The organism is Symbioplanes lichenis (assembly GCF_030709675.1).
Lineage (GTDB): Bacteria > Actinomycetota > Actinomycetes > Mycobacteriales > Micromonosporaceae > Actinoplanes > Actinoplanes lichenis.
Window position 1 is genome coordinate 32,272 of sequence record NZ_JAUZQD010000014.1, and the last position, 26,569, is coordinate 58,840.

23 protein-coding genes are annotated in these 26,569 nt (G+C 71.5%); 13 read left to right on the forward strand and 10 right to left on the reverse strand.

Features of this window, described 5'->3' with window-relative positions:
* Positions 1 to 24 precede the first annotated feature (24 nt).
* Positions 25 to 471, reverse strand: a complete 447-nt coding sequence (locus RAN62_RS29895; RefSeq protein WP_305788148.1) for a hypothetical protein — start codon at positions 469 to 471, stop codon at positions 25 to 27.
* An 87-nt stretch (positions 472 to 558) separates the two neighbouring features.
* Between RAN62_RS29895 and RAN62_RS29900 the strand changes: the two genes are divergently transcribed.
* Complete coding sequence (locus tag RAN62_RS29900; protein ID WP_305788149.1) at positions 559 to 2,421, forward strand: NAD-binding protein; 1,863 nt, start codon at positions 559 to 561, stop codon at positions 2,419 to 2,421.
* On the forward strand, positions 2,336 to 2,836 hold the full coding sequence (locus RAN62_RS29905; protein ID WP_305788150.1) for a hypothetical protein: 501 nt from the start codon (positions 2,336 to 2,338) through the stop codon (positions 2,834 to 2,836). Before RAN62_RS29900 ends, RAN62_RS29905 begins: the two co-directional genes overlap by 86 nt.
* On the opposite strand, the gene fxsT (RAN62_RS29910) is transcribed toward RAN62_RS29905, so the two are convergent.
* Positions 2,779 to 5,592, reverse strand: coding sequence for an FxSxx-COOH system tetratricopeptide repeat protein (fxsT, locus tag RAN62_RS29910; RefSeq protein ID WP_305788151.1), 2,814 nt, complete (start codon positions 5,590 to 5,592; stop codon positions 2,779 to 2,781). The genes RAN62_RS29905 and fxsT (RAN62_RS29910) overlap by 58 nt on opposite strands.
* A 167-nt stretch (positions 5,593 to 5,759) precedes the next feature.
* Here fxsT (RAN62_RS29910) and RAN62_RS29915 point away from each other — a divergent pair, with 167 nt between their 5' ends.
* Genes RAN62_RS29915 through RAN62_RS29930 form a run of 4 tightly spaced genes read left to right on the forward strand, consistent with a single transcriptional unit; the run spans position 5,760 to position 9,037 of the window.
* On the forward strand, positions 5,760 to 6,599 hold the full coding sequence (locus tag RAN62_RS29915; RefSeq protein ID WP_305788152.1) for an AAC(3) family N-acetyltransferase: 840 nt from the start codon (positions 5,760 to 5,762) through the stop codon (positions 6,597 to 6,599).
* Positions 6,599 to 6,796 (forward strand): FxSxx-COOH-like cyclophane-containing RiPP peptide, encoded by a 198-nt coding sequence (locus tag RAN62_RS29920; RefSeq protein WP_305788153.1) that lies wholly within the window; start codon positions 6,599 to 6,601, stop codon positions 6,794 to 6,796. Before RAN62_RS29915 ends, RAN62_RS29920 begins: the two co-directional genes overlap by 1 nt.
* Positions 6,789 to 7,925, forward strand: coding sequence for an FxsB family cyclophane-forming radical SAM/SPASM peptide maturase (locus tag RAN62_RS29925; protein WP_305788154.1), 1,137 nt, complete (start codon positions 6,789 to 6,791; stop codon positions 7,923 to 7,925). The genes RAN62_RS29920 and RAN62_RS29925 overlap by 8 nt, the downstream gene beginning before the upstream one ends.
* Positions 7,922 to 9,037, forward strand: coding sequence for an aKG-HExxH-type peptide beta-hydroxylase (locus RAN62_RS29930; protein WP_305788155.1), 1,116 nt, complete (start codon positions 7,922 to 7,924; stop codon positions 9,035 to 9,037). The genes RAN62_RS29925 and RAN62_RS29930 overlap by 4 nt, the downstream gene beginning before the upstream one ends.
* Here the strand turns inward: RAN62_RS29930 and fxsT (RAN62_RS29935) are convergent.
* The 5 genes from fxsT (RAN62_RS29935) to RAN62_RS29955 all read right to left on the reverse strand — a co-directional run bounded on the left by fxsT (RAN62_RS29935) (position 9,010) and on the right by RAN62_RS29955 (position 17,508).
* Complete coding sequence (gene fxsT, locus RAN62_RS29935; protein WP_305788156.1) at positions 9,010 to 12,903, reverse strand: FxSxx-COOH system tetratricopeptide repeat protein; 3,894 nt, start codon at positions 12,901 to 12,903, stop codon at positions 9,010 to 9,012. The genes RAN62_RS29930 and fxsT (RAN62_RS29935) overlap by 28 nt on opposite strands.
* On the reverse strand, positions 12,900 to 13,595 hold the full coding sequence (locus tag RAN62_RS29940) for a TIR-like protein FxsC (protein WP_305788157.1): 696 nt from the start codon (positions 13,593 to 13,595) through the stop codon (positions 12,900 to 12,902). The genes fxsT (RAN62_RS29935) and RAN62_RS29940 overlap by 4 nt, the downstream gene beginning before the upstream one ends.
* A 153-nt stretch (positions 13,596 to 13,748) precedes the next feature.
* Positions 13,749 to 14,882 carry an FxsC protein gene (gene fsxC / locus RAN62_RS29945; protein WP_305788158.1) on the reverse strand — a complete coding sequence of 378 codons (1,134 nt, stop codon included), beginning with the start codon at positions 14,880 to 14,882 and terminating at the stop codon, positions 13,749 to 13,751.
* A gap of 437 nt (positions 14,883 to 15,319) precedes the next feature.
* On the reverse strand, positions 15,320 to 17,107 hold the full coding sequence (locus tag RAN62_RS29950; RefSeq protein ID WP_305788159.1) for an anthranilate synthase family protein: 1,788 nt from the start codon (positions 17,105 to 17,107) through the stop codon (positions 15,320 to 15,322).
* A 164-nt stretch (positions 17,108 to 17,271) separates the two neighbouring features.
* Positions 17,272 to 17,508 (reverse strand): hypothetical protein, encoded by a 237-nt coding sequence (locus RAN62_RS29955; protein WP_305788160.1) that lies wholly within the window; start codon positions 17,506 to 17,508, stop codon positions 17,272 to 17,274.
* A 148-nt stretch (positions 17,509 to 17,656) separates the two neighbouring features.
* On the opposite strand from RAN62_RS29955, the gene RAN62_RS29960 reads away from it, so the two are divergent.
* The 3 genes from RAN62_RS29960 (at position 17,657) to RAN62_RS29970 (ending at position 20,744) form a co-directional block, all read left to right on the forward strand.
* A complete protein-coding gene (locus RAN62_RS29960; protein ID WP_305788161.1) occupies positions 17,657 to 18,031 on the forward strand; it encodes a response regulator transcription factor in 375 nt (124 codons plus the stop codon).
* An 18-nt stretch (positions 18,032 to 18,049) separates the two neighbouring features.
* Entirely contained in the window at positions 18,050 to 20,017 is a 1,968-nt protein-coding gene (locus RAN62_RS29965; RefSeq protein WP_305788162.1) for an ATP-binding protein, read from the forward strand.
* 94 nt (positions 20,018 to 20,111) lie between these two features.
* Complete coding sequence (locus RAN62_RS29970; protein ID WP_305788163.1) at positions 20,112 to 20,744, forward strand: FMN-dependent NADH-azoreductase; 633 nt, start codon at positions 20,112 to 20,114, stop codon at positions 20,742 to 20,744.
* Here the strand turns inward: RAN62_RS29970 and RAN62_RS29975 are convergent.
* Complete coding sequence (locus tag RAN62_RS29975; RefSeq protein ID WP_305788164.1) at positions 20,731 to 21,111, reverse strand: winged helix-turn-helix transcriptional regulator; 381 nt, start codon at positions 21,109 to 21,111, stop codon at positions 20,731 to 20,733. The genes RAN62_RS29970 and RAN62_RS29975 overlap by 14 nt on opposite strands.
* A 9-nt stretch (positions 21,112 to 21,120) precedes the next feature.
* Entirely contained in the window at positions 21,121 to 21,942 is an 822-nt protein-coding gene (locus RAN62_RS29980; protein WP_305788165.1) for a helix-turn-helix transcriptional regulator, read from the reverse strand.
* Positions 21,943 to 22,028: 86 nt separating this feature from the next.
* Between RAN62_RS29980 and RAN62_RS29985 the strand changes: the two genes are divergently transcribed.
* The 4 genes from RAN62_RS29985 (at position 22,029) to RAN62_RS30000 (ending at position 25,659) form a co-directional block, all read left to right on the forward strand.
* Positions 22,029 to 22,952: an SDR family oxidoreductase gene (locus RAN62_RS29985; protein ID WP_305788166.1), complete on the forward strand. Its 924-nt coding sequence runs from the start codon at positions 22,029 to 22,031 to the stop codon at positions 22,950 to 22,952.
* Positions 22,949 to 24,223: a M20/M25/M40 family metallo-hydrolase gene (locus RAN62_RS29990; RefSeq protein WP_305788167.1), complete on the forward strand. Its 1,275-nt coding sequence runs from the start codon at positions 22,949 to 22,951 to the stop codon at positions 24,221 to 24,223. Before RAN62_RS29985 ends, RAN62_RS29990 begins: the two co-directional genes overlap by 4 nt.
* A 17-nt stretch (positions 24,224 to 24,240) precedes the next feature.
* Positions 24,241 to 24,825: a TetR/AcrR family transcriptional regulator gene (locus tag RAN62_RS29995; protein ID WP_305788168.1), complete on the forward strand. Its 585-nt coding sequence runs from the start codon at positions 24,241 to 24,243 to the stop codon at positions 24,823 to 24,825.
* 108 nt (positions 24,826 to 24,933) lie between these two features.
* A complete protein-coding gene (locus tag RAN62_RS30000; protein WP_305788169.1) occupies positions 24,934 to 25,659 on the forward strand; it encodes an SDR family NAD(P)-dependent oxidoreductase in 726 nt (241 codons plus the stop codon).
* A 118-nt stretch (positions 25,660 to 25,777) separates the two neighbouring features.
* Here RAN62_RS30000 and RAN62_RS30005 read toward each other — a convergent pair whose 3' ends face one another.
* Complete coding sequence (locus tag RAN62_RS30005) at positions 25,778 to 26,527, reverse strand: oxidoreductase (protein WP_305788170.1); 750 nt, start codon at positions 26,525 to 26,527, stop codon at positions 25,778 to 25,780.
* Positions 26,528 to 26,569: the final 42 nt, after the last annotated feature.

Below are 26,569 nucleotides of genomic sequence, written 5' to 3' on the forward strand. Positions count from 1 at the left end.
CGGCCGCGACCCGCCGGACCGTCGTCAGTCGCCCGAGTGGCCGAAGAAGAACAGCTCCGCCGGCCGCCCCCGTTCGTCGTGCAGCACCGCGCACCGCCCGAACCAGCGCTCCCCGGCCAGCTCCGTCAGCGCCTCCGCGTGCGCCCGTGTCGGCGTGGCCGTGCCCGTGGCCAGCAGCGCCTGATCGGCCGTGACGGGCTCCACCGTGCCCGGCCCGTCGTAGTCGCCCGGCTCGATCATGTGCGACATGTCCAGGATCGAGTGGGTGCCCCCCTCCTGCACGTCGTCGTCGGCCCACAGCTCCTCGTGCGTGCGCGGCCGCTGCGGGAACTCGGCCGCCCGCTTCCCGGACTCCCCGGGCACGGCCCACCAATAGTCGCCGTCGGCGAGCACCTGCTCCTTCAACTCGCGCAGCGCCTTGGCCAGATCCGGCTGGTAAGGGACGTGATAGCCCCACTGTGACGCGCCCATGATTCTCCCTCGTGTGTGGACGCGATCAACCTAGCCACGGGGTACGACAGAATGCGTCAAGTAGCAGCACCGTGACAACATGTATCTATGGGTCCCCCGGGTCGGCGCACCGCGGTGGTCGTCCGGCTGGGGTTCGTCGGGCTGGCGGTCGCGGCGCTCGTGCTCGGCTACATCGGCCTCGACCAGTACTTCCGGCAGGAGGCGCTCGACGGGCGTACCTTTCTCAATCTGTTGTACTGCGATCTCCAGCTCTTCGTCCTGGGCGCCGACCCGCTGCAGGGCGCCACGGACTTTCCGCTCAGCCTGCAGCTGGCCCGGTTCGCGGCGCCCGCCGTCACGCTGTTCGCCCTGGCCGAGGCCGGTCGCCTGCTGCTGGCCACCCAGCTCAACCGCCTCCGCGTCCGCAACGCCCGCGGCCACTCGATCGTCTGCGGCGACTCGGCGGCCGCGATCGCGCTGGCTCGCAATCTGGCGACGGCGCGGCGGCGTACGGTGCTCGTCCGCAACCGGACCATCGGCCCGCTGGAGCTGCGCCGCGGCCGCCTGCTCGGCATCACCGGCGACGCCACCGACCCGGACGTGCTGCGCGGCGCCGGCGTGCTGCGCGCGACCACCATCTATGCCTGCACCGACGACAGCGCCACCAATGTGGCCATCGCCACCACCGCCGGCCGCGTCCTCGGGAGCAACGGCGGACAGGCCATGGTGTACGCCCAGATCCACGACCCGGATCGGGCGGTCACCCTGCAGGCCCGGCGGCTCGGGGTGGACGCGTCCCCCGGCCTGCGGCTGGACTTCTTCAACCTCGACCAGCTGGCGGTGCACGTCCTGCTCACCCAGCGGCCGCTGCGACCGGCCGGAGCCCGCCCGCCCCGGCTGCTGATCGCCGGCGACGCGCCGTTCGCCCGGGCGCTGCTGGTCGGCGTGGCGCGCAACTGGCGGCTCAAGCGGCAGGATGACGCCTCCCGGCTCCGCATCGACCTCGTGGCGCCCGGAGCAGCGGCGATCCTGGCCGCGCTGCGCGGACGCTACGTGATCGTCGACGAGGCGTGCGCCGTGTCCGCGTACGACCTGGAGCTCTCCGCCCTCCTGCGCGCCCGCCGTGATCTGCGTTACGACGACGCGTGGTTCTGCTACCGCGACGAGGAGTACGGCCTCCAGCTCGCCCTCACCGCCCACGAGCTGTGGCACCGGGTGCGCGGGCGGATCTTCGTGCCGGTCGAGCGGTTCGCCGGGCTGACGGACGCCTTCGGCGACGAGTCCGGCCAGCCCCTGCTCGACCAGGTGAACGGCAAGATCCGCCTGATCCCGAAGAACACGATCGCCTGCGACCCAGACCTGATCGCCGAGGACCTGGTCGAGCGGCTGGCCCGGCTGATCCACGAACGCTACGTGATCGCCGCCCGCCGCCGCCCCGCCGGAGCGACCGACCCGGCGGCCCTCGTGGACTGGGCCGACCTCGGCGAGGACCGGCGCCGGTCCAGCCGGGCCCAGGCCGGCTCGATCGGCGCCAAACTGCACGCGATCGGCTGCACCATCGTGGCCCGCACCGGACCGGACGACTTCCGTCTCACCCCCGCGGAGATCGACCTGCTGGCGGCGGCCGAGCAGCGGCGCTGGCTCGACGACGCGGTCGCGGCCGGCTGGCGCCACGCGAGCCGGCGGGACGAGGCGGCGAAGCGGTCCCCGTACGTCCGGGCCTGGGCCGATCTCGCCGACGGCGACCGCGAGATGGCCCGCGCGGCGATGCGCGACCTGCCGGCGATCCTCGCGGACGCCGGTTTTCAAGTGGTACGCCTGGCCGAGGGCACACTTGACGTGACGGACGGAGGAACCGATGACGCGAACGGTGACACGGGTCGGCGTGACCGGCCACATCCGGCTGACCCGGGGCTCGGCCCGGCCGATCTACCGCGAGCTCAGAATCACGCTCGCCGAGCTGGCCGGTGACGGCGACCTGCACGGCGTGACCTGCCTCGCCGAGGGCGCCGACAGCCTCTTCGCCAAGGCCGTCCGCTCGCTGCGCGGCAGCTTCGACGTCATCCTGACCGGCCCGCCCGGCCACCGCACGACCCGGCGCCTCCTGCGCTCCGCCCGCCACGTCCGGCGCGTCCGCCCCGACGCCCGCCCGGAGCTCAGGTACGCCGCCGCGAGCGCCGAGGTCCTCGACAGCTGCGACATCCTCGTGGCGGTGTGGGACGGCAGCGAGGACGGCACCTACGGCGGCACCGCCCACACCGTCGCCCTGGCCCGCGACCAGGGCAAGACCGTCCACGTCGTGTGGCCGCCCAAGGCCAGGCGCCGAGGCTACGTGGGCGGCGGCTCGATGTCACACTCCAGGCGGGCCCCGGCTGCCGCCGCCTGAACACCGGGGTGATCCTCCCCGAGCACGGCCGCCAGCCGCGCCACGGCCGCCGGATGATCGCCCTTCGTGTCGAGCGCGAGATTGACGGCGGCCACGAGCGTCTCGGGATGCTCCTCGCCCCGCACCCGGATCAGCTTGTCGAGCGTCGCCTGCCCGAGATCGACGGCCTCGCTGACCATGTGCTGGTGGGCGAGATCGTTGGTGAGCCCGATCGCGGTGATCAAGGTGTGCGGATGCTCGGGCCCCAGCTTCTGCGCCGTCTCGTCATAGGTGACCTCGTCGATGTTGTGCGCCTCCCGCCACTGCCCGAGCGCCCGCCGGACCACCGCGAGGTTGGTGGCGGCGGCCAGCGTCAGCGGGTTCTGCTCCCCGAAGAGCCGCCGATACCGGTCGTACGCCTCCGTGGCCAAGCTCCGAGCCCCGATCGCGTCCCCGACGGCCCGCAGCGTGTTCGCGTAGGTCATGATCGCCGCCAGCGTCAGGTGATGATCCGGCCCGAACCGCTCCTGACAGCCCCGGTAGTTGTCGGTGGCGGCTTCCATCGCCTCCCGATGCCGGCCCAGTCTCCTCAGCGCCACCGCCACGGTCCGGATGGCGATGGCCCAGTCGTCGTGCCGGCGCCGGGGCATCCTCGCCTGTTGCAGTCTCAGCGCTTCGGTGGCTCGTCCGAGGTCCAGCAGATCCCAGGCCTGGTTCCGGGCGGCGACAAGCGCGTCGGGCTCCTCGCCTCGGCCGGCTTTCTCCACGCTGGTGAGCAGATCGGTGTCGATCTCGAGGGCCTCGGTCGATCGGCCCAGCAGCCGGAGATCGATGGTCAGACTGCTGATCGCGAGAAGGGTCCTGGTACCCGCTTCGACCCTGCGCTTGTCGACCTCGTACGCCTCCTCGTATCTGCCGTCGAGGCGCAGGTAGAAGGCGGCGATGTGGGCGAGGTTGAGGGTCTCGGGATGGTTCTCGCCGTAGACCGGGTCGGCGCGCAGCAGACCCCAGGTCTCGAAGATCATTTCTCGGGATTCCGCGTAGTGGCCGAGCGCCCGCAAGGCGTTCGCGAGGTTACGCGTGGCGCGGACGGTCAGCCGGTGCGTCGGTCCGAGATCCTCGATCGCGCGCCAGGCGCCGAGTGCCTGCCGGGCGAGCTGCACGGACGCCTCGAAGTCGCCGATGCGCTCGAGATAGCGGATCTGATCCGCGACCGCTTCACGCGCTTCGATGACGGTCGAATGGGTGGCGTAGGAAGCGTTCAGATGGGGCCCGATCTCGGCGTGCTGCGGCCACGTCCGGGTGTCCTCCGGCGTGCCCGGATTGGCCGCCGCGAGCAGCCGGTGCGCGTCCACCCGTCGTTGCACCGCCGTCTGTTCCGGCATGCCGTCCCGGACCACGAGCTGGACGAGACGATGGACCTGGATGTGGTCCTGATCCCGGTCGACCTGGGCCAAGCCGTAACGCGTCAGCTGGGATGCGAGCTGACGCAGCTCGTCGGGCCGGTAGAGCGCCCGCCCCAGCGGCGGGGTGAGCACGGCGTCGCGTCCCCGGTGCAGCAAGGCCACCGGAACCGGCACGGGTGCCATGAACGAGAGAAGCTCGAGGAGCTGCACCGCCGCGACGGAGTCCGCCCGCAACCGGGCCGCGGCGACGTTCACGAACGTCGTCACCGTGGTGGTGCGGGAGCCGGCTCGCCGGCCGGCCGCCAGCAGCTCGTCGAAGTGCTCCGCGAAGAGGCGCAGATACTCGGCGACGGGCATGCCGGTCGAAGTCTGCATGGCGCACACCTGCTCCAGGCCCAGCGGCAAGTCGCCCAGCTGCTCCGCGAGTGCGTCGCAGTCCTCGGCCGATGCGACGACACCCCAGGCCCGCATGAAGGCGATGCTCTCCTCGCGGTCGAAGACGCCGACCTGGACCGCCGCGTCGGTCACGGCCGACCAGGCGGCGTTGCGAGAGGTCACGAGCACATGCCCCCCGGCGGCCGGCACCAGGTTGGTCAGGTCGCCGGGCTGGTCGGCGTTGTCGTAGACGAGCAGCCAGCGCAGGGCGCTGCCTTCCAGCGTGGTGAGCACGGTACGGATGGTCTGGCGCATGTCCGCCGCCGGTCGGATGCCGAGCTGATCCCCCAGAGCTGACAGGGCCGCGATGGCTTGCGAAGGATGCTCCGCGGGCACCCACCAGACCAGGTCGTACTCGCGTGCCCACCGGTGCAGATATTCGACAGCGAGCTGGGTCTTGCCGACGCCGCCGAGTCCGACGACGGGAAGCGGGGGTTCCGCCGGGCCGGTCAGCCCCGCGCGGATCCGGTCGAGCAACTGCACCCGCCCCGTGAAGTGCTGCCCTCGGGCGGGAGCGTTGGTGATCGTGGGTCCGGCGAGTGGTTCGCGCGGCGCGGGTGTCCCGGGCGAGGCTGCCACGAAGTCGTTGCGCAGCGGGGCGGGAGCCGTCCGGTCGGGCTCGTCGCTCGCCGCCAGCCAGAGCTGGTGGAAGCGGCGCACCTCCCGGTCGGCGTCGAGTCCGGTCACGGACCAGGCGGCGAGCTGGCGGACGACGCATTCGACCTTCACCCACTTGGGCAGGCCGCCGTTGCCGCGCAGGATCGCGTTGACGGTCTCGTGACTGACCGTGTCGCGCAGGGCGTCGTTGTCCCGGATGGCGGTGCTGATCTTCCGGGCGGACGGCTTGCCCGCCGCTCGGTGCAGCTCCTGGAGGGCCGCGGTGAGGTCGCGGAACGGCCCGACGGCAGCCGGACCCGATCGAGGAGCCGTCGGCACGCGCGCCTCCGTCCAACGTCAACAAATGTCAGGTTCTGCCAATCGGACGAAGTCCATTGGACGGCCTGCGTCAGCCGCCGTCAACTTCCGTCGGTCCTTGCCAGAACCGATCGTCCGAGTGGCCGATGGCGCCAGGATGGAAGGGACGACCCGCGGGGAGGAAACGGATGGATCCAGCGCAGGAAGTGTTGTCGACAGCCGAATCGCTCGAACGTGAATTCATTCATCTCGGCGTATGTCCGGGCGATGTCATTCTGCTCCACAGTTCCCTGCGTGCCGTCGGCTGGGTGTGCGGCGGGCCCACCGTCCTGGTGCAGGCGCTGCTGACTGCCGCCGGTCCGGCCGGAACGGTTGTCGTGCCGGCGCAGACCCTGGACAACCGGCACCCGTCGCGATGGGGGCACCGCCCGGTGCCGCCGGAGTGGTGGGCCGAGATTATCCGGAGTCTGCCCGCCTTCGACCCCGAACTGACTCCCAGCACCGCTATGGGCGCCGTGGCCGAACGGGTCCGGACCTGGCCCGGCGCCGCGCGCAGCGCCCATCCGCTGACATCCTTCGCGGCGATCGGTCCCCGGGCGGCCGAGCTGATGGCCGTGCACGAGCTGTCCAGCCTGCTCGGTGACCGCTCGCCCCTGGCGGCGCTGGAACGGTCCGGTGCCAAGGTTCTCCTGCTCGGCGTCGGCTACGAGTCGTGCACCGCTTTCCACCTCGCCGAAACGCGCTTGCCCGGCCTGCCGGTCGTCGAATTGACTGCCGCGGTAAGGACCGAACGCGGACGGGAGTGGGTAGCATACGAGTCGATCGGGCTCGATGCCGGCGATTTCGATCTCCTCGGAAAAGCATTCGAGTCCGACTGCGGCGAAGGCGGCGTTCTCAGCAGAGGCATGGTGGGTGCCGCGCCCAGCCGCCTCTTTCCACTCCGCGACGCGGTGCGCTTCGCTGAGGGCTGGCTCCCCGGCCGGCGACCCCTGCACGCCACTCCCGCTTCCGGCACCGAGGAGAAGTGATGACTTCGTTCGAGACGGATCTGTTGCGCGCCGCCGATCTGCCTTTGGACGACTTGCTCGCGCTGCGGGCGGCCGGCGACACGGTGCTCGACCACTGCCTGCGCCGGGTGGTGGAGGATGCCGCCTCCGGCGCCTGCGAGCGGGTGGCGGCGTTCAACGCGGCCCCCTTGCGCCGGTCCGCCCCGCGTCATGACTGAGCTCGTGCGGGACGTCCCGTTCCAGCAGTTCATCGTCAAGCTGCACAGCCGTTGCAACCTGTCCTGCGACTACTGCTACGTCTACCACCACGTCGATCAGAGCTGGCGTGACCGGCCGAAGGTGATGAGCCCCCGGACCATCGAGGCGGTGGCCGCCCGGATCGGCGAGCACGCCGAGGCGTACGGGCTGCGGGAGATCTTCGTCGTCCTGCACGGCGGCGAACCGCTGCTCGCCGGGCCCGCGGTGATCGAAGACGTGATCACCGGAATACGCTCCCGGGTGCCCGCAGCGACGCGGGTGGACGTGACGCTGCAAACCAACGGCACGCTGATCGACGAGCGTTTCGTCGAGGTCTTCGCGCGACACGACATCGGCGTGGGCATCAGCGTCGACGGCGGACGGGAGGCGAACGACCGGCACCGCGTCTTCGCCGACGGGCGGCCGAGCTTCGCACTGGTGGAACAGGGCCTCGCCCGGTTGCGCTCCGCCGGGGACCTGTGGACGGGCTTGCTGTGCGCCGTCGACGTGACCAACGACCCGCTGGCCACGTACGAGGAATTGGTGGCCCTGCGACCGCCGCAGATCGACCTGCTCCTGCCGCTCGCCAACTGGGTGCACCCGCCGGCAGCCGCAGCCGGCGGCACTCCGTACGCGGACTGGCTGATCACTGTCTTCGACCGGTGGTTCTGGGCGCCCCATCGGGAGACCGGCATCCGGCTCTTCGAGTCGATCATCGGGCTGCTGCTCGGCGGGATCAGCGACACCGAGGCGGTCGGCCTCAACTCGGCCAAGGCGATCACCATCGAGACGGACGGACAGCTCGAAGCCTCGGACGCGCTCAAGACGACGGCCCCGGGCCGGGGAGCCACCGGGTTGTCCGTCCATCGCGACTCGCTGGCGGTGGCGACCCGGCATCCACGGGTACTCGAGATGCACCGTACGTTCGACCGCCTGCCGCCGCTGTGCCAGACATGCCCGGTTGTCAAGGTGTGCGGCGGTGGCCACTTCTCCCATCGCTATGGTCACGACGGTGGCTTCGCCCATCCATCGGTCTACTGCGCCGATCTTCGCAAGCTCATCGGCCACGTGAATCGTGCTGTCGTCGATGCCCTGGGACTGGCGGCGTGAGCAGCCGGAGCATCAGGGTGACCGCCGCTCAGCTGGCGGACCTGGGCCGGGGCCACGGTGCTCCCGCCACCATCGCGCTCCTGATCGACGGCCAGTTGTCGCTCCGGCGGGTGGCGCTGGTCGCCGTGGCCGCGCGGGCTGCCCAGCTGCACCCGGACTTCGGCTCGGCCCTGCGGCTGGTGGCCCGGATCGACCGCGAAGCACCGGAGCGCGGCCGGGATCTGCTGCGTCATCCCTTCCTGGGCGCTTGGTTCCGCTCCGTCGCTCCTTCGCTCGCCACCGGGACGGCGCCTCCGCGAGCAGCCGGCTATCTCGGCGGTCTGGCCGCAGCCGTGGCGGCCGAAGCCGGCATCGCGGATCAGCTGACGGTTCAGGACGCATCGTGGACGCCGGACACCCGCATCGTCACCCACACGGCCGGCCCGCGGCACTTCCCGGCCGTTGTCACCGATGCCGACCCGCTGCGGGACCGGTTCGGCAAGCCGGTGCTGCCGGCCCTCCGGCCCGGCGACCAGGTGGAGTTCATGCGCACGCTGGAGCAGGCGTGGGCGCTGCTCGTCCAGGAGCAGCCGGAGCATGCGGCGGCCATGCGGCCGGCACTCCGGGCTGTCGTTCCCCTGCGGACGCCGGCCGACGGCTCTCAGGCGAGTGCGTCGGCCCGTGGGACCTTCGGGGCCGTCGCCATGTCGGCGCCCGGCGACCCGGTGACAGCGGCCGAACTACTGGTCCACGAGTTCCAGCACGAGAAGCTGAACGCGCTCCTCGACCTGGTACCGCTCTGTGCCGAGGGCGGCCCGGCCGTGTGGCACGCGCCTTGGCGGCCCGACCCCCGGCCCGCATCCGCGCTGCTGCAAGGCGTGTACGCCTTCGCCGGCGTCACCGGCTTCTGGCGGGAACGGCGACACCGCACCGCCGGATCCGAGCGGCGGCTCGCCGACAGCCGGTTCGCGCGATCCCACCAGCAGGTCTGCTACGGGCTTGACCAACTGAGCGCCTCCGGCGAGCTCACGCCCGCCGGCGAGATCTTCACCGCCGCGCTGGGCGCCACCCTCGACGCCTGGCGCCAGGACGCCCGGCGGGCCGGTCAGACCGCGAAAGGCGCGATGTCCTGATCTATCCGCCGGCCCTGCTGCGCCGCGCGGGTGCTCGGGTGGTCCGGACCGAACTTGTCGACCAGCTTGACGACGGCTTCCTCGCTGTACCGGGCCGCCCCGGCAGGATCGGTGTCCTGGTGGCTGAGGGCCCAGTTCGACAGGGCGGCAAGCAGCGCCGGGTGATCATCGGCATAGGCGGCGCGGCGCAGGCGGCCGAGAACGTCGGCGTCCGTCTTCGCCGCCAGATGTCGCTGCCCGATCGCGAACTGCGCGTTGGCCAGGGTGATGGTGCTGGCGACGGTGTAGGGATGGGCCGGCGCGAACAGCGTCTCGAGCCGGTCGAATGTCTGCTCCGCCAGCTGCAGCGCTCCCTCGAGATTTCCTGCCTCCCGCCGGAAGATCGCGAGGTCGTGGGCGAACACCATGGTCTCCGGATGGTCCGCACCGCGGGTTTCCCGGAAGGTCTGGTACACCTGTTCGCCGATGGCCCGGGCCTCGTCGACACGGCCCTGTGCCCACCTGACGTCCGCCTGCTCCAGCTGACAGCTCAGCGTAAGCCGATGCTGCGACCGGAGTACGTGCAGGGCTCGCCGCACCGCGTCGTCGATCACGTCCGCGGCCTTGTCGACCAGGCTGAGCCGGCGCAGCGCCACCGAGTACGTGTGCGCGATGCGGATGGTGCGGAACGGGCTCTCCCCGTTGCGGATGCTGGTGCCGTAGGCCGTCTCGAGCATGTTGCGGGCGGCCTCCAGCTCGCCCAGCTCGATGAGGTCGGCGCCGGTGTTCTCCCGGGAGCTGTTGGACCGCTCGTGGTCGATGCCGAGGATCTTGCGGCGGCGTTCGAGCGTGTCCCGGTCGAGCCTCTCCGCCTGCCGGAAGTCACCCACGAGCCGGAGTGACACGGCGAGGTTGTTGGCGGCGTTCAAGGTGTCCGGGTTGTCGTCGCCGTAGACCTCCCGGAACCCGTCGAGGGTCCGCCTGTCCAGGGCGGCCGCCTTCTCGTACTCGCCGCGCGCCCGGAGGTCCGCGGCCAGGATCATCGCGGTGGCGAGCGTGTAGGGATCATCGTCCCCGAGGGTGCGGCGCAGCCGGGCGAGACTGTCCTCGTTCATCGCGTATGCCTCGGCGTCCCGGCCCATGCCGCTGAGCGCCAGAGCGAGATTGCGCCGCAGCCGGAGCACGGAGACGTCATCGTCACCCGAACGGGGCAGCCACTCCCGCAGTGCCGCTTCGGCCAGATCCCGGCAGCCGACGAAGTCGCCACGGTTGAACAAGTAGCGCGTCATGTCGATGATCAATTGACGGGTCTCGGGCTCCGCCGAGCTCAGCGCGCCGCTGGTCTCCAGATGGGGGCGGATGGCTTCGTACTTGGCCCTGTTTTCGGCGTTGTCCGGATTGCCCCGGTCGGTCTCGGCCAGCACGCTCTGGATCTCTCGCCTTCGGTCCTTATGGGCCTTTTCGGACAGGCGCGAGCGTACTATATCCTGCGTCAACCTGTGCACGACGACCCCGCGCCTTTCCGGACCGGCCTCGTTCACGCCCGCGTTGACGCGGGCCAGGCCCAGTCGGCCGATCTCCTGGACCAGGGCCACGTGCCGGGCCGGGTCGTGCATGGTCGGGTCGATCGGGGCGAGCAGCGTGGTCATCTGTTTATTACTGATCATGCGGTAGGGGATGACCTCGGGCGCGAGAAATGCGAGAAGTTCGATGAGGCGGGTCGCCGCGGGATTGTTGGCGGCGAGACGGTCGTAGGCCAGGCCGACCGTCGACGCCACGGTCTGGTCATAGGTCGCAGGGGCGTTCTCGCTCATGGCTTCCGCGGCCCGATGATCCAGCAGATCGAGATAGTCGGTCACGGCCATGCCGGTCGTACTGAGCAGACCACCGGCCTGCTCGAGGGCGAGCGGAAGGTCGCCGAGACGGTTCGCGAGGCGGTCGGCGTCGGAGCGAGCCACCCCCTGCACCCGGCGGCCGAGCAGTTCCACGCTCTCGGCGCGCTTGAAGACGCCCAGGTCCAGAGATTCCAGCGCATCGGCCCAGCGTGGGTTGCGGGAGGTCACCAGGAGGTGTCCCGGGCCGGCCGGCAGCAGGCCCCGGAGTTCGGCCGGGTCATCGACGTTGTCGAGCACCACCAGCCAGCGGCGGACGGGCGCGGCAGTGCGGAAGGCATCGAGGACGGCTGCGATCTGCTCCTCGACGTCATCGCCGGGCAGGCCGAGCTGGGTGGCCACGTTGGCCAGGGTGAGGCGGACCCGGGCCGGTTGCGCGGCGGAGATCCACCAGATGCCGTCGTACGCGGCGGCGAAGCGGTAGCAATATTCCAGCGCGGTCTGCGTCTTGCCCACCCCGGGCAGGCCGATGAGGGCCAGCTGGGCGCCGTCGGGGCGCCGGGCGAGCAGCCGCTCGCGAATGCCCTCGATCACGCCGCCCCGGCCGGAGAACCGCGGATTGCGGTTGAGGCCGACCTCGAAGTGGGGAGCCCGGTCCGCCGGGAACCGGATGCTGTCGGCCGTCGGCGCGGGGTGCGGGCGCAGGACCGGATCGAGGCCCAGCGCGAGCGAGGTCATCTCCAGAACCCGGTCCTCCGCGGCGCCCATGACGTCGACCAGGGCGCGCGGTGGCACCCGGCGCTCGAGGGGGGTCGCATCCACCCGGAGCAACGCCGCGGTGGAGGGTGTGTCCGCGCCGAGCCGGTCGCGGATCCGGCGCAGCAGCCGCTCGCCGCCCTCCCGGGCGAGGAAGTCCCGGGAGTAGATCACGAGAAGGTCCTCCACCTTGTCGAGGTCGAGGGCCGAGTCCCGGATGTTGTGCAGGAGGGCGCTGTGCGTGCTGCTGTCGAGCCGGTCGCGCAGCCATTCGGCCCAGATGCGGTCCAGCGGGGCGTACGCCACCACGACAGCGCGCTTGTCCCGCGGCACCGTCTGCTCGAAGGCGCCGAGCACCCGGTTGCGGTCGGCCTCGGGAATGGTGTCGGCCGGACAGTCGTGTCCGGCGAGCCGTGACGCCAGCCGGACGTAGGGGCCCAGCAGCCGGCCGTTCTGCCCGGGCGTGTCGCCGAAGGCCGCCAGGATCTCCTCGTACGCGTAGTAGGGGATGTACGGCACCTCGACGCTGTTCCAGTAGCCGTCGGCGGACTCCGCTCCGAGGAACTTGAGGTGCGGCTCGAAGGTCCGCCGCGACGAGGTCCGGCCCCGCTCGAGCTTGGCCTTCTCGCCGTCCTCGATGCGCGTCGGCACGGGGTAGACGGTGATGTCGGGATTCATGTCGACGATCGACTGGGTGATGGCGGCGGCGCCCGCGATGCTCTGCGTGTTGAGGGTGAAGCAGTTGACCACGACATCGGGCAGATAGACGGTGCAGATGCCGCCGGTGTCGCTGGTGCCCGTCCGGCTGTCGATCAGCACGAAGTCGTACCTGCTGGTCATGTCCTCGCGCAGCGCCCGCAGAAGCTGCCGGCCCTGCCCCTGATGCCAGAAGCTGTCCCAGTCGAAAGTGCTCACGGCCTTGGCGTAACCGAGATCCAGCCGCCCGGCCCCGACGAAGTCGAGCAGGCCGCCGCGGGGAAACTCCCAGTCGAGCGAGGCCGCATACTCCTGGATGTGGACGCGCGACGAGCCGGCTTCGCCGCGGAGGGCCCGCTCGGAGTGCCGGCGGACGAGGTCCAGGATGCCGTCGGAGCTTTTCAGCTGCTTGTCGCGGAGAAACGGGTGGAAGTAGCGGTGCAGTCCCGGGGACTCGAGGTCCCAGTCGATCGCCAGGACCCGGTAGCCGTTGGTGGCCAGCAGCCACGCGACGTTGGCGAGCGCCATGGTGCGACCGGTGCCGCCCTTGTAGCTGTAGAAGGTGATGATCCGGCCGTCCGGGCCGGTGCCGCTGCCCGTCATCGGGCGTCCTCGGCCGAGGCGTGTGGATTGAGGATGGGCAGGTCGACATGGTCCGGCCGGACCGCGGCGCCGTTGCGGCGGCGGGGCACCGGGGTGCGGTCGGGCTGCTGATCAAAAGCGGTCCCGAAGGCGGCGCGGACCTCGTCGAACCGGGGCCGCCCGGTGGCCGGTGGCAGGGGATGCTCATCACTCAGTTCGACGATGCGGTCGGCGAGGACCTGGACGAAGGCCTGATAAGCGTCGTCGTGCCGGCGGTCGCGGATGAGGGCGCGCAGCTTGTGCTCCTCGTAGTCCGGTCCGAACGACGCCTCCTTGTACTGGTATTCCTCGGCGACGGCGGGCAGGTTGCGCATTCCGACCCAGAGCAGGGGAATGATGGATGACACCTGGCTGTCGCGGGACAACCGGGACTCGAACAAGGTCCACTCCTTGCCGCAGGCCTCGCTGGCGAAATAGGCGGGGCTCAGCAGCGGGATGAAGATCTGGGTGGTGCTCAGCGCGTCGACCAACCCCTGTGACCAGCGATGACCGAGCTGGAAGGACGTGTCGCAGAATCCGGCGCGCTGCTGCCTGATGCCGGCGAACAGGCGCACGTCACGGTCGAGATCCTCGTAGAACTTCTCGACGTGCTGATTGTCCTCGGGGGAGTGATGGACATAGCTGATGAAGAACCGCGGCGGAGGTGCAGGCATACCCACGGGCGAGCTCCCGGTAAGGAACAATCGTCGGGTTTGATCTCACGGTGCGGATTGTCGGCGCGGCTGGACCCGGACGATTCCCTTACGGGTTCGTGCCGGTCGAGGCAGGCCCTGGACAAGCCTCAGTGTACGGGCAATGTGCCAATATCACGGGCCCCGGAGAATGGGCCGGGGGACCAACGGTCCCTCCTCGGAGGACGCGTCGGCGCCCCCGCCGCGAAAGAGCCGGTTACGCGCTTCCTCGAGCAAGCCGGCAAGATCCGCGTCGAACGCGTGGACGCTCGGCACCTCACTGCGGACCAGCGACTGTGGTCCGGCCGCTGCGGCCCGGAACGTGGTGCGCAGTCCGAAGCGGAGCTCGGCCAGATGCTCGGTCGTCTCGTCGTCGAGCCGGCTGGCGGGCACCAGCAGTGCCGTGTCACCCAGTCCGCGACTGTCGATCTCGGCGAGGACATGCTGATAGGCGTCGAGCCGGGTCAGCCACCAGTCGCACAGGATGACGACTATCTCGCGCGCGGCCCGGGCCCGCTCGATCAGCTCCGGCACGTCGTCCAGCGCGGCGACCTCGGCCGATAGCGCCCGGTCGGCGGCGAGCAGCCGGGCGCGGCTGGCGAGCGACTCGGGCGCGGCGGGGAGATAGGGCGTCCAAGCCAGGGCCTCGTCGCCGTAATAGGCCACGTCCCGGCGGACCTTGTCCATCTCGTCGCGAGTGGCGGCCGCGATGACGAAATGGACCCGCGGGCCGGAGGCGGCGACGGCGAACGCGCTCGCCACCTCGGTGAGATCGCGAAGCGGTTTGGCGGGTGGCGCCGGGGCGGCTGCGGCGACGGTGATGATGCGCTCGGCGACGGCGCGCAGGAAATCGTGGTACCGCTCTCGAAGACTGCGCAGTCGCAGCAGTTGTCGCAGATCCCGTTCGTCGCCGTCGACCGCGGACGGGGTGAGGAGGGGACCGAGCCCGGGCGGGGGTTCGGCCGCGAGATCCCAGGCCAGCGGCACCATGGTGGGCACCGGCTCCCCGGGGGGCCAGCGATCGGCGAAGGCCTGCCACTGGCGCCCGCAGGCGTCCGAACCGAGGTAGCGGGGCGACACCAGGGCGAGAAAGACATCGCAGGACGCCAGCCGCAGCAGCAGCTCCGGCGGGGGGTGCCGGTCGCCGTTGCCGATGGTGCCCAGAAAGGAGGATGCCGAGTCCGGCACGTGATGGCGCAGGTCGTCGAAGAACTGCCTGACATAGGGGTCGTCGTCACCGGCTGCCGAGCTCAGGAAGAAAGTCGGCACTGGTCACCCCTCATCCCGGGCCTCGTCACCGAGCGCCGCACCTGGCTGCATCGCATGCGGGCAATGGTGTCGTAAGCCAGCTAGGCTCACGACAATGGGTGCTGATGCCGCATCGGGAGACGACCGGAGCATGTCCATGGGCGTCCTCTTCCCGCCTGCCGCCGCTCGCCGCGCAGCGGCGCTGAGCCGGGTGGGCCGCCCGGCCGGGGAGATCGGCGCGCTTCACCCGGTTTGCTCAGGGTAGGGGTGGGTGCAAGCCTTGGACAGTCGGAATAAGGACACACTTCGATGTCCTGACGGTGGTGCCGGGCGGCGGGCCCGGCGTGGTTCGTTGTGTGGCGGATCGGCGCGCGGAACGGCCATCGGGGGTCACCCGTTCGGGGCCGGTGGCCCAGGCGGAGGCTCTCGATCCGCCTGAACCACCGACATCTTCTTCGCTACCCGCTCACGGACGGGCTAATCACCCGTTCGAGAAGTGCCGGTAACAAGTCGCCCAGCACGACCAGGCCGTCCCTGCTCAGCACCGATTCGGGATGGAACTGCACGCCCGCGAATCCGGCGCCGCGCAGGGCGTGGACCGTGCCGTCGGGGTCCGCGGCGATCTCGAAGCCGTCTGCGTCTTCCGAGGCCAGCGCGGTGAAGCTCGAGTAGAAGCCGACCCGGCGCGTCGCTCCGAAGAGGTCGATGTCGCGGGCCAGCCCCTGATAGGGCGAGTCGCGGCGCCGCAGCGGCAGGCCGAGCACGCTCGCCAGGATCTGGTGACCCAGGCACACGCCGAGGATCGGGCGGCCGTCCTCCAGTGCGGCGGCGGCCAGGCCGCGCAGGCGGACCATCTTGGGCGAGTCCGACGCCGGGTCGCCCGGGCCGGGTCCCAGGATCAGAAGATCAGCCGGGGGTACGGCCGGAGCGCTCCACGGGACGACGGAAACGCTCAGCCCCAGCGCGCGCAGCTGGTGGGTGAGCATGGCGGTGAAGGTGTCCTCCCCGTCGACGATCACCGCCGTGCGCCCGAGCGACGGGTTGCCCGGGGTTCGCTCGTCCAGCCAGAAGCGGGCCAGCCCCTCGTTGCGGGCGGCCAGGGCGGCCAGGGCGGCCTCGTCGGCGACGGGTGGCTCGAAGGAGGAAGGCGCGCGGCCGTGCAGGGCGGCGAGCACCCCGGCCGCCTTGGCGTGGGTCTCGGCGACCTCGTCGGCGGGCGTGGAGTGCCGGACCAGGGTGGCGCCGACCGGGACGCGCAGCTCGCCGGCGGGGGAGATCGACGCGGTACGGATCAGGATCGGCGCGTCCAGCGTCTGGCGGCCCTCGTCGTCGTGGCCCAGCAGCGCGAGCACCCCGGCGTAGTACCCGCGGCCGCGGCGCTCGTGGCGGGCGATGACGCGGCAGGCGTTCTCGATCGGGCTGCCGGTGACGGTCGGCGCGAACATCGTCTCGCGCAGCACGTCGCGGACGTCGAGTGAGCCGCGCCCGGCGAGCAGGTACTCGGTGTGGGTGAGGTGCGCCATGTGCTTCAGGTACGGGCCGACGACCTGACCGCCGTGCTCGGCGACCGTGGCCATCATCTTGAGCTCCTCGTCGAGGACCATGTGCAGCTCTTCGATCTCCTTGCGGTCGGCGAGGAACTCGGCCAGTCCGCGCGGGTCGCTGTGCCGGTAGGTGCCGCTGATCGGGTTCATCATGACCAGCCCGGCGTCGACGCTGACGTGCCGTTCCGGGGTGGCGCCGACGAGCGTCCGGGTGCCCGTGTGCACCAGGAACGTCCAGTAGGCGCCCTGTTCGCCGGTCAGCAGCCGGCGGAACGCGGCCCGGGCGGCGTCGACCGGGTCGCCCGCGACCGTGGCCTCGTACACCCGGTGGATGACGAAGTTGGCGCCCTCGCCGTGGCCGATCTCCTCCCGCAGCACGTCCCCGACGATGCCGGCGTAGGTCTCGTCGTCGATGTCGAAGGCGCCCTCGGAGACGGACAGTTCGCCGGGCAGGCCGGCGATGATCTCCGCCAGCGGCACCGAGGTGACCGAGGACACCCGCAGACATTCGAGCGGAGTCCCGTCGTCCACGCATGCGAACCCGCGCTCGGTGATCTGCCGATAGGGGATCAGGGCCAGGGTCTGCGGGCCGCGGCCGGGCGGCAGGGGGATGTCGGCGAGCGTGGGCACGGTCTCCAAGGAGCCGCGGAGGAGCTCGACGTGCGGGGCGCCGTCGCGGTGCAGCAGGGCGAAGGGTTCCATGGGTCCTCGATCGGGTCGGGGACCGCCGCCGGGACTGCCCGGCAGAGAAGCCGACGGCCGCCTCGGGGAGGCGGCCGCGTGAGTGTTACGCGCGAGAAGTGACCGCCGGACCGGCGGGCCACCACATGCTCAAGCGCGCGTGCATGGCGGAGACACTAGCAGGATCAGCCGGCGTACGCCTTCCGCACCGCGCCGCGCGCCCACTTCATCCGCGTCGGGGCGCAGTCGGGGTGCTCGCCGAACTCCTGGGCGACCAGCGCGGCGCACCCGCCCTCGCCCAGCCGGCCGACCGTCTCGGTGACCGCGGCGCGGATCGACTCGGGCGTCGGCTGGTCCGAGCCCTGCAGGTCGGACAGGAACAGGGCTTCGATACGGACGTCGTCGAGGTCCACGGCGGTCATGATCTCCTCCTGCGGGTGTCTGGATCAAGAACACCGCGCGGAGGATGCATTCGTGCTGCGCCCGAGTTGCGGTGCGGTTGCGGGAGAACCAACCTCCGAGCAGGCAGAACCGATATTGTCCGGATAAGGGAGAATTGGGGGGTACGCCGTGACGGTGGTGCTGGTCGCCGACGACGACGCGGACATCCGGGATCTGGTCGCGTTCAAGCTCGAACAGGCCGGGCTCGAGGTGGTTTCCGTCGAGGACGGCCAGGCCGCGCTGGAGCAGGCCCGCCTGCGCCGGCCCACGCTGGCCGTGCTCGACGTCTCCATGCCCGGGCTCTCCGGCATCGACGTGTGCCGGATGCTGCGCGCCGACCCGGCGACGGCCGGCATCCTCGTCATCATGCTCACCGCCCGCGTGCAGGAGCAGGACGTCGAGGGCGGCTTCAGCGCGGGCGCCGACGACTACGTGACCAAGCCGTTCAGCCCGCGGGAGCTGGTGTCACGCATCCAGGCCCTGCTGACCCGGGCGCGGGCCTGACCCGCGGGTCACACGCCCATGCCCAGGAACCGGTCCGTCGGGCACCTGCTCACCCGGGCCTTCGGCGCGGTCGTCGGGCTGATCGTCGCCACGGGCGGGGCCGAGGCCACCGCGCTGACGCTGCAGCACCGGGTGGTCAAGCAGCTTTCCGAGTACGTCCAGCCGCTCGAACTGGCGAACGCCGAGCTGCGCACCACCCTCGGCGACGCCCAGCGCGGCCTGCGCGGCTATCTGCTGACCGGCGACGGGCAGCTGCTGGACTCCTACTACGCGGCGCGCACCGCCTATGAGCAGTCAGGGCGGGAGCTGAGCGACCTGGCGCACAGCGACGAGCGCGTCTCGGTCGACGAGCAGCTCGACCGGGCCGACGAGTGGTGGCGACTGGCCGAGCAGCAACGGCTGGCCCCGCCGCGCAGCGCCGCCGCGGCCGCGTACGTGAATCAGGGCAAGCCGCTCTTCCAGGCCTTTCAGGCGGAGAACGAGAAGCTGGACGCCAGTCTCGCCACGCGCGCGGCCGACCTGCAGCGGCGCAGTTCGCGGCTCAGCGAGGTGACCGTCGCCGTGGTCGTGGCCCTGACCGTGCTGGCCGCCGTGGTCGCGCTGGGCGCCGCCGGGCTGACCGCCCGCCGGATCACCCGTCCGCTGGCCCGGGTCGGCGCGGTCATCGGCCGGCGCCGCGCGGGCGAGCTCGAGGCGCGGGCCGACCCGGAGCGGGGGCCGACCGAGATCCGGGCCGTGGCGCTGGCGATCAACGAGATGGCCGAGGAGCACGAGCGCATCCGGCGGGCCGAGGACGACATCGCCCGGCTGCGCGGCGAGGTGCGCGCGCTCGGCTATCGCATCCGGGCCCACCTCAAGGTCGAGGACGCGGTGCGCGAGGCGATCGAGGGCGCCGCGGCCACCGTCGGCGCCGATCACGTGCTGCTGCGCCTGGCACCCGGGCAGACCGACGTGCCGGCGGTCGTCAGCCTCCGGGACGAACACGCGGGCGGCGTCCTGGCGGGGCTGACGGAGAGCGATGTCACGTGGTTGCGTACCGGGGATGTCTGGACCAGCGGCGACCCGGGGCCCGCGGCCGAGACCGGCGCGCTGGCGGCCTTCCCCGGGCCGGTGCTCACCGTGGCGGTCAGCGGCGGCGAGGAGCTGCTGGGCGCGCTCACCCTGATCCGCGACGCCGGGGCCGCGTGGAACCCGGTCGAGGTCCGGCTCACCGAGGTCATCGCCAACGATCTCGGCCGCGCGGTGCACCTGGCCCGCCTCTACGAGCGCGAGCAGCAGCTCGTCGCCCGCCTGCGCGACCTCGACACCGCCAAGACCGACTTCATGTCGACCGTCTCGCACGAGCTGCGCACGCCGCTGACCAGCATCGCCGGCTACGTCGAGCTGCTGCTGGACGCCGAGGCCGGCGAGCTCGACCCGCCGCAGCGCAAGATGCTCGACGTCATCGCCCGCAACACCCGCCGGCTGCGCGAGCTCATCGAGGACATGCTCACGCTGTCCAAGATCGAATCGGGCTCCTTCCGTACGGCCCGCAGCCCCGTCGATCTCGTCGCGCTCACCGATCACGCGCTCGCCGCCGTCGCCCCCGCCGCGGCCAAGGCCGGCGTGACCCTGTGCCGGGAGGTGGACGCCGCTCTCGAGCTGACCGCCGACAACGAGCAGCTGGATCGCGTACTCATGAACCTGCTCTCCAACGCCGTCAAGTTCACGCCGTCCGGCGGCACGGTCACGGTCTCCGCCCGGCGCGAGGGCGACGAGGTGCACCTCGCGGTCGCGGACACCGGCATGGGCATCCCGCCCACCGAGCAGCAGCAGCTCTTCGCCCGCTTCTTCCGCGCCAGCAACGCGATCCACCAGGCCATCCCGGGTACGGGCCTGGGGCTGGCGATCGTGCGCACCATCGTGGACAACCACCACGGCCGCATCGCCGTCGACTCGGCCGAGGGCGAGGGCACGACGGTCCGGATCGAGCTCCCGCTCCGCTGACGGCACGCACATGAATGTGCGTTTTGTAAGCTTTCCCGCGCGGACGCATGATGGGGCAACGCACAACTTGTGCGTTACTCCCTGGGAGCGAGCCTTGTCCTATCTGCTGCACATCGACGCCACCTCCTTCACCGCCGAGTCGATCTCCCGCCAGGTCGCCCGGACCTTCCGCGACGCCTGGGGCGGCACCGCGGTCGTCCACCGCGACCTCGCCGCGCACCCGATCCCGCACCTGTCCCCGGACGGCCTCGCGGCGCGGCTCAGCGACCGCGCCGGCCACACCCCCGGGCAGCGGGCCGCCCAGGCGTTGCAGGACGAGCTCGTCGACGAGTTCCTGGGCGCGGGCGGCTATCTCTTCACGGTGCCGCTCTACAACTACGGCGTCCCGTCGTCCTTCAAGGCCTGGATCGACCAGATCACCGTGGTCGGCCGCACGATCGCGCTCCCGGACGGCCCGCCGGCCCGGGGGAGGCACGCCGTCGTGGTCTCCTCGCGCGGCGGCGACTACCACCCCGGCAGCCCGAACCACGGGCGCGATCACCTGGTGCCGCACCTCGAGACGATCCTCGGTCAGGAGCTCGGCCTCGACCTGGACTTCGTCGTCCCGTCCTTCGGGCTGGCCCCGGTCGTGCCGATGATGGCCGGGCTCGTCCCGCTGCACGAGGCCTCGGTGACCGAGGCGCACGAGCAGGCCCGCAAGCTCGGCGAGGCCTTCACCCTCGGCTGAGCCCGCGGTTCCGGAGGATCTCGGCGTGGTGGTCCGACGCCCACTCCACGAGCGCGGTGGCCGTCCGCAACAGGCTGTCACCCAGCGGGGTCAGCGTGTATTCGACGCGCGGCGGCACCTCGGCGTGGGCGGTCCGGACGATCAGGCCGTCCTCGCCCAGCTGCCGCAGGGTCAGGGTGAGCATGCGCTGCGAGATGCCGGGCACGACCTGGTGCAGCTGCGAGTAGCGCAACGGGCCGTCGCGCAGGTTGGCGATCACCAGCAGGCTCCACTTGTCGCCCACCCGGTCGAGCACGTCCCGCACGAAGTCGCCGTGGACGACCGGCAGGTCCCCGCACGCCTTCGCCGACTCCGCAGTGCTGGTCACCGCCGCAGTCTAGACCGCTGAGAGGAGTTGCAGCTTTTCGTACGTCGCCGAGCCCGGCGTGGCGGTGAAGACGACCAGGGAGTGCGACTGGTGCCGGTCGAGCAGATCCTCGCAGCGGAGCTCGAGCAGGCCCAGCTCGGGGTGCAGCAGGCGCTTCCCGTCGTGGTAGCGGATGCCGACCATGCCTTCGTCCCAGTAGGCGCGGAACTCCTCGCTCTCGGACAGCAGCTGCCGGCCGAGCTGGGCCGCGGGCGAGGCTGGGCCCCGGCGGGCGATCACCTCGCGCAGACCGGCGGTGTAGAGCCGCGAGGTGTAGACGTGGTCCTCGGCCGGGTAGCGCTCGCGGGTCGTGGGGTCGGTGAACCAGCGATAGCCCATGCTGCGGGCCGGGCCGGTGAACCGCGTGTTGTCGCCGTTGAGGGCGACAGCCAGCGCGTTCTGCCGCAGCGTCTCACCGAGCTCGGTGACGATCTCGGCCGGGCTGTCCTCGAGGCGGTCGAAGATGCGCAACATGCCGGGGCTGATGTGGTCGCTGGACGCGCCGCGCAGGGGCGGCCGGTGCCCGGCCAGATGGAACAGGTGGTCCCGCTCGTCCAGGGAGAGGTGCAGGCCCTGGGCCATCGATGCGATCATCTGCTCCGACGGGTGCGGGCCGCGCTCGCGCTCCAGCCGGCTGTAGTAGTCGGCGGAGATGTGGCACAGCGCGGCGACTTCCTCGCGGCGCAGCCCGGACGTGCGGCGGCGCTGCCCGCGGGGGAGGCCGACGTCCTCCGGCTGCAGGGCCTCGCGGCGGCGGCGCAGGAAGAGGGCGAGCCCGGCTCGATCGATCACCCGTTCGTTCTACCAGCGGCCCGGTCCGCGTAGCCACGGATCGGCAGGCCGTGGCTACGGTCCGGCGACTCGGGCAGCCTGGGGTCATGACAAACCTTTCCGGAAAACTCGCCGTCGTCACCGGCGCCAGCGACGGCGTGGGCCTGGGCATCGCGCGGCGGCTCGCGGCGGCCGGGGCCGAGGTGCTCATGCCCGTACGCAATCGACGCAAGGGCGAAGCGGCGATCGCCTCGATCCGGCAGCAGCACCCCGGAGCCGCCCTGTCGCTGCGCGACCTCGACCTGTCGTCGCTGGCCTCGGTCGCCGCGCTCGGCGCCACGCTGACCGCCGAGGGCCGGCCGATCCACCTGCTGATCAACAACGCCGGCGTGATGACCCCGCCCAGCCGGCAGACCACCGCCGACGGCTTCGAGCTGCAGTTCGGCAGCAACCACCTCGGTCACTTCGCCCTGGTCGCGCAGCTGCTGCCGCTGCTGCGCGCCGGGCAGGCCCACGTCACCTCGCAGATCAGCGTCGCCGCCAACTCCAACGCGATCAACTGGGACGACCTGAACTGGGAGAAGTCGTACAGCGGCATGCGCGCGTACAGCCAGTCGAAGATCGCCTTCGGGCTCTTCGGGCTCGAGCTCGACCGGCGCAGCCAGGCCGCCGGGTGGGGCATCACCAGCAACATCTGCCACCCCGGCGTCGCGCCCACCAACCTGCTGGCCGCGCGGCCCGAGGTCGGCCGGTCCAAGGACACCCCGCAGGTACGGCTCATCCGCTTCCTCAGCCGGCACGGCATCCTGGCCGGCACCCCGGAAAGCGCCGGCGGCCCGGCTCTGCTCGCGGCGACCTCGCCCGGCGGGCTCTTCTTCGGCCCGAGCGGCCCCGGTCATGTGGGTGGCGCGCCCGCCGAGCAGAAGCTCTACTCCCGCCTGCGCAGCCCCGAGGACGCCGCCCGCATCTGGACGATCTCCGAGCAGCTGACCGGCACCTCGTTCCCCGCGGTGGCTACCATCGCCCGGTGAGTGCGCTGGACGCCTTCCGGGAGCTGATCCGGATCCCTGCCGTGGCGGGTGATCACGCGGGGTTGGACCAGGTGCTTGACACGCTGCGGCGGTGCTATCCGCTGCTGCACGAGCGGCTTGCGCTGACCCGGGTCGGCAGTCACGGGCTCCTGTTCCGGTGGGCCGGCGCCTCCTCCGACCGTCCCGTGGTGCTCATGGCACACCTCGACGTCGTGCCCGCCACCGGGGAGTGGACGCATCCGCCGTTCGGGGCCGACGTGGTGGACGGCGTCGTGTGGGGCCGGGGCACGCTGGACTGCAAGGGCAGCCTGGCCGCGATCTGCCAGGCCGTCGAGGACCTGCTCGCCGAGGGGTGCACGCCGGGGCAGGACGTGTGGCTGTCGTTCGGCTGCGACGAGGAGATCGCGGGGGAGAGCGCCCAGCTTGCCGTGCGCGAGCTCGCCCGCCGGGGCGTACGCCCATGGTTCGTGCTCGATGAAGGCGGCGCGGTCGCGCACGACGCCTTCCCCGGGGTGAAGGTGCCGATGGCCGTCATCGGCGTCACCGAGAAGGGCATGACATCGCTGGAGCTGCGGGTCGACGGCCGCGGCGGCCACGCGGCGACCCCGGCCCGCAACGGCCCGACCGCCCGGCTGGCCCGCGCGATCACGCGGCTGGACCGGGCGCCGATGCCCGCCGCAGTCCCGGACGCCACGGTCGAGCTGGTGCGGCGCGCCGCCCGGCAGATCAGATTCCCCGTCCCGGCCTGGGTTCTCAGGCGCTTCCTGCTGGCCCGCCTGCTGCCGGCGGCCGGACCCGAGGCGGCGGCGATGGTCCGCAGCACCATCGCCGTCACGACACTGAAGGCCTCCCCGTCCCTCAACGTCGTCGCCGCCACCGCCACCGCCGGCGTCAACATCCGCGTGCTGGTGGGCGACACCGTGGCGGGTGTCATCGCCCACGTCCGCAAGGTGATCGCGGACGACCAGGTCCACATCCGCGTCCTCGAACAGGCCGAGCCGTCGCCGTCCGCCCCGCTCGACGAGGCCTTCACCCTGCTCGAGCAGACCGTCGCGGCCCACTTCCCGGCCGCGGTCACCAGCCCGTACGTGACCATGGCCGCCACCGACGCCCGCCACTTCACCGACATCTGCCCGCGCGTCTACCGCTTCACGCCCTTCGCCATGACCCGCCGCCAGCGCGACAGCATCCACGGCGTCGACGAGCACGTGACCGTCGACGCCTTCCATACGGCGATCGCCTGGTACCGCACGCTGGTCGAACGTTTTTGACCAACTAGTCTGGGGGGATGGCCCGTCCCCGGAAGTTCGTCGAGCGCGACGTTGTCAGCAGCGCCGGCGAGGTGTTCGCCGTGCGTGGTCTCGCCGCCACGACGCTGGATGATCTGGTGCAGGCGACCGGGCTGGGCAAGCAGAGTCTCTACAACGCGTTCGGCGGGAAGCGGGAGCTGTTTCTGCGGGCGCTCTCGGAGGACCGGGAGGAGGCGGCGCGGGCCGTCTCGGAGGCGCTGGAGCACGGCGACGCCTCGCCGGTGGAGCGGATCCGGGGGCACATGCTGCGGCTGGCGATCGAGTTCAGCCGCAGCGACAGCCGGGTTTCGCTCACCACGCGGGCGCTCGTCGAGTCGACCGGCGAGTCCGACCAGCTGTCGGCGGTCACGAAGTCCGGCATCGAACAGCTCGCCGGGATCTACGGGCACTGCCTGGAGCTCGCGCGGGCCGCCGGTGACCTGCCGGCCGACGCGAACGTGCAGTCGCTGGCCACGTACTTCGTCGCGATCACGCGGGGGATGGAGCTGCTCGGCCGCGCCGGAGTCGGTCGCGCGGCCCTCACCGCGGTTGCCCTCGACTCGCTCCGCGTCCTCCGGAACTGACTTGTTCGACAGGTGCTGCCGGTCACACCTCCGCCTCATTTATTGACTATGTGGTCCATAACCCACTGTTATGGACCGGACGGTCAATAACGAGGGTACGGAGTGACCATGGGAGTGCTGGAAGGCAAGGTCGCGGTGGTGACCGGGGCGAACGCCGGCATCGGGCGGGCGATCGCGCGGGCCTATCAGGCCGAGGGCGCGCGGGTGTTCGTCACCGGCCGCCGCCAGGCGCAGCTCGACGAGGTGGAGGCCGAGCTGGGCCCGCAAGTGACCGGGATCCGGTGCGACGTGGGCCGGCTCGACGAGCTCGACGCGCTCTACGCGACGGTCGCCGAGCGGGCGGGCCGGATCGACGTCCTGGTGGCCAACGCCGGGATCGGGATCGCCGCCCCGCTGGGCGAGATCACCGAGGAGCAGTTCGACGCCATGTTCACCACGAACGTCAAGGGCTCGCTGTTCACCGTGCAGAAGGCGCTGCCCCTGCTGAACCCGGGCGCGTCGATCATCCTCACCGGATCGACGGCGGCTACCCGGCCCCAGTCGTTCCTGCCGGTGTACGGAGCGACGAAGGCCGCGATCCGGAACCTGGTGCGCGGGTTCGCCCACGGTGCCGGGGCGGGGCAGTACCGCATCAATGTGCTGTCGCCCGGCGGGACTCTGACGCAGGGCCTGATCGACCTGCTCCCGGCCGAGGCGCTGGCCGGCGCCGGCGCGACCGTTCCCCTGGGCCGGCTGGCCGAGCCCGAGGAGATCGCCGCGGCGGCCGTCTTCCTCGCGTCGAGCTACGTCAACGGCGCCGACCTCGCCGTCGACGGTGGCTTCGCCCAGATCTGAGCACCACCGGCCACCGGCGCACCCGCACCGGTGGCCGTCGACAGCTCCGGTGACGCGCCCGACGACGGTTCCGGTGCTGGGCGATGAGCTGCCGGTCACGAGGCGCTGCCCAGCGCGGTCAGACCTCGGCCAGGATGCCGCCGTCGACGCGGAACTGGGCGCCGGTCAGCCACTTGGCTCGGGGCGAGGCGAGGAAGGCGATCAGTTCGGCGGCGTCCTCGGGGTCGCCCGGGCGGCGCATCGGGACGTTCAGGTTGGCGGCGAGTTCGCGCTGGAAGTCCTCGAGGGGCAGGCCGCGCTGGTCGGCCAGGCGCTGGTGCTGGGCGACGGCTCCGGGGGTGGCGACAAAACCGGGCAGGACATTGACCACGCGTACGCCCGATGGGCCGAGCTCGACGGCGAGCGCCCGGCTGTAGACGTTGAGGGCCGCCTTCGCCGCTGCGTAGGCGGCCTGGACGGGCTGGGCGGTGTGGCTGGCGATCGAGGAGACGTGGACGACGACGCCGTGGCCGCGCTCGACCATGCCGGGCACGAGGACGCGGTCGAGGCGTACGGCGCTCATGAGGTTGGTCTGGAAGTCGGCCAGCCAGGAGTCGTCGTCGCGGCCGAGGACCGGTTGCGGTGACGAGCCGGCGCCCGCGTTGTCGACGAGCACGTCCACGCCGCCGAAGCGGTCGATGACCTCGCGGCCCAGGCGTTCGGCGCCGGCGGCGACAGACAGGTCCGCCTCGATGAAGGTCGCCGGCAGCGGCTCGTCGGGCGCGCGCCGGGCCGCGGCGATGACCACGGCCCCCTGCTCGGCGAAGCGCCGGACTGTCGCGGCGCCGATGCCCCGGCTGCCGCCGGTGACCAGAACTCGTTGATCCATACCCGGCAACGTAGCTTACTTACGCGTAAGTAAGCTAGCGGC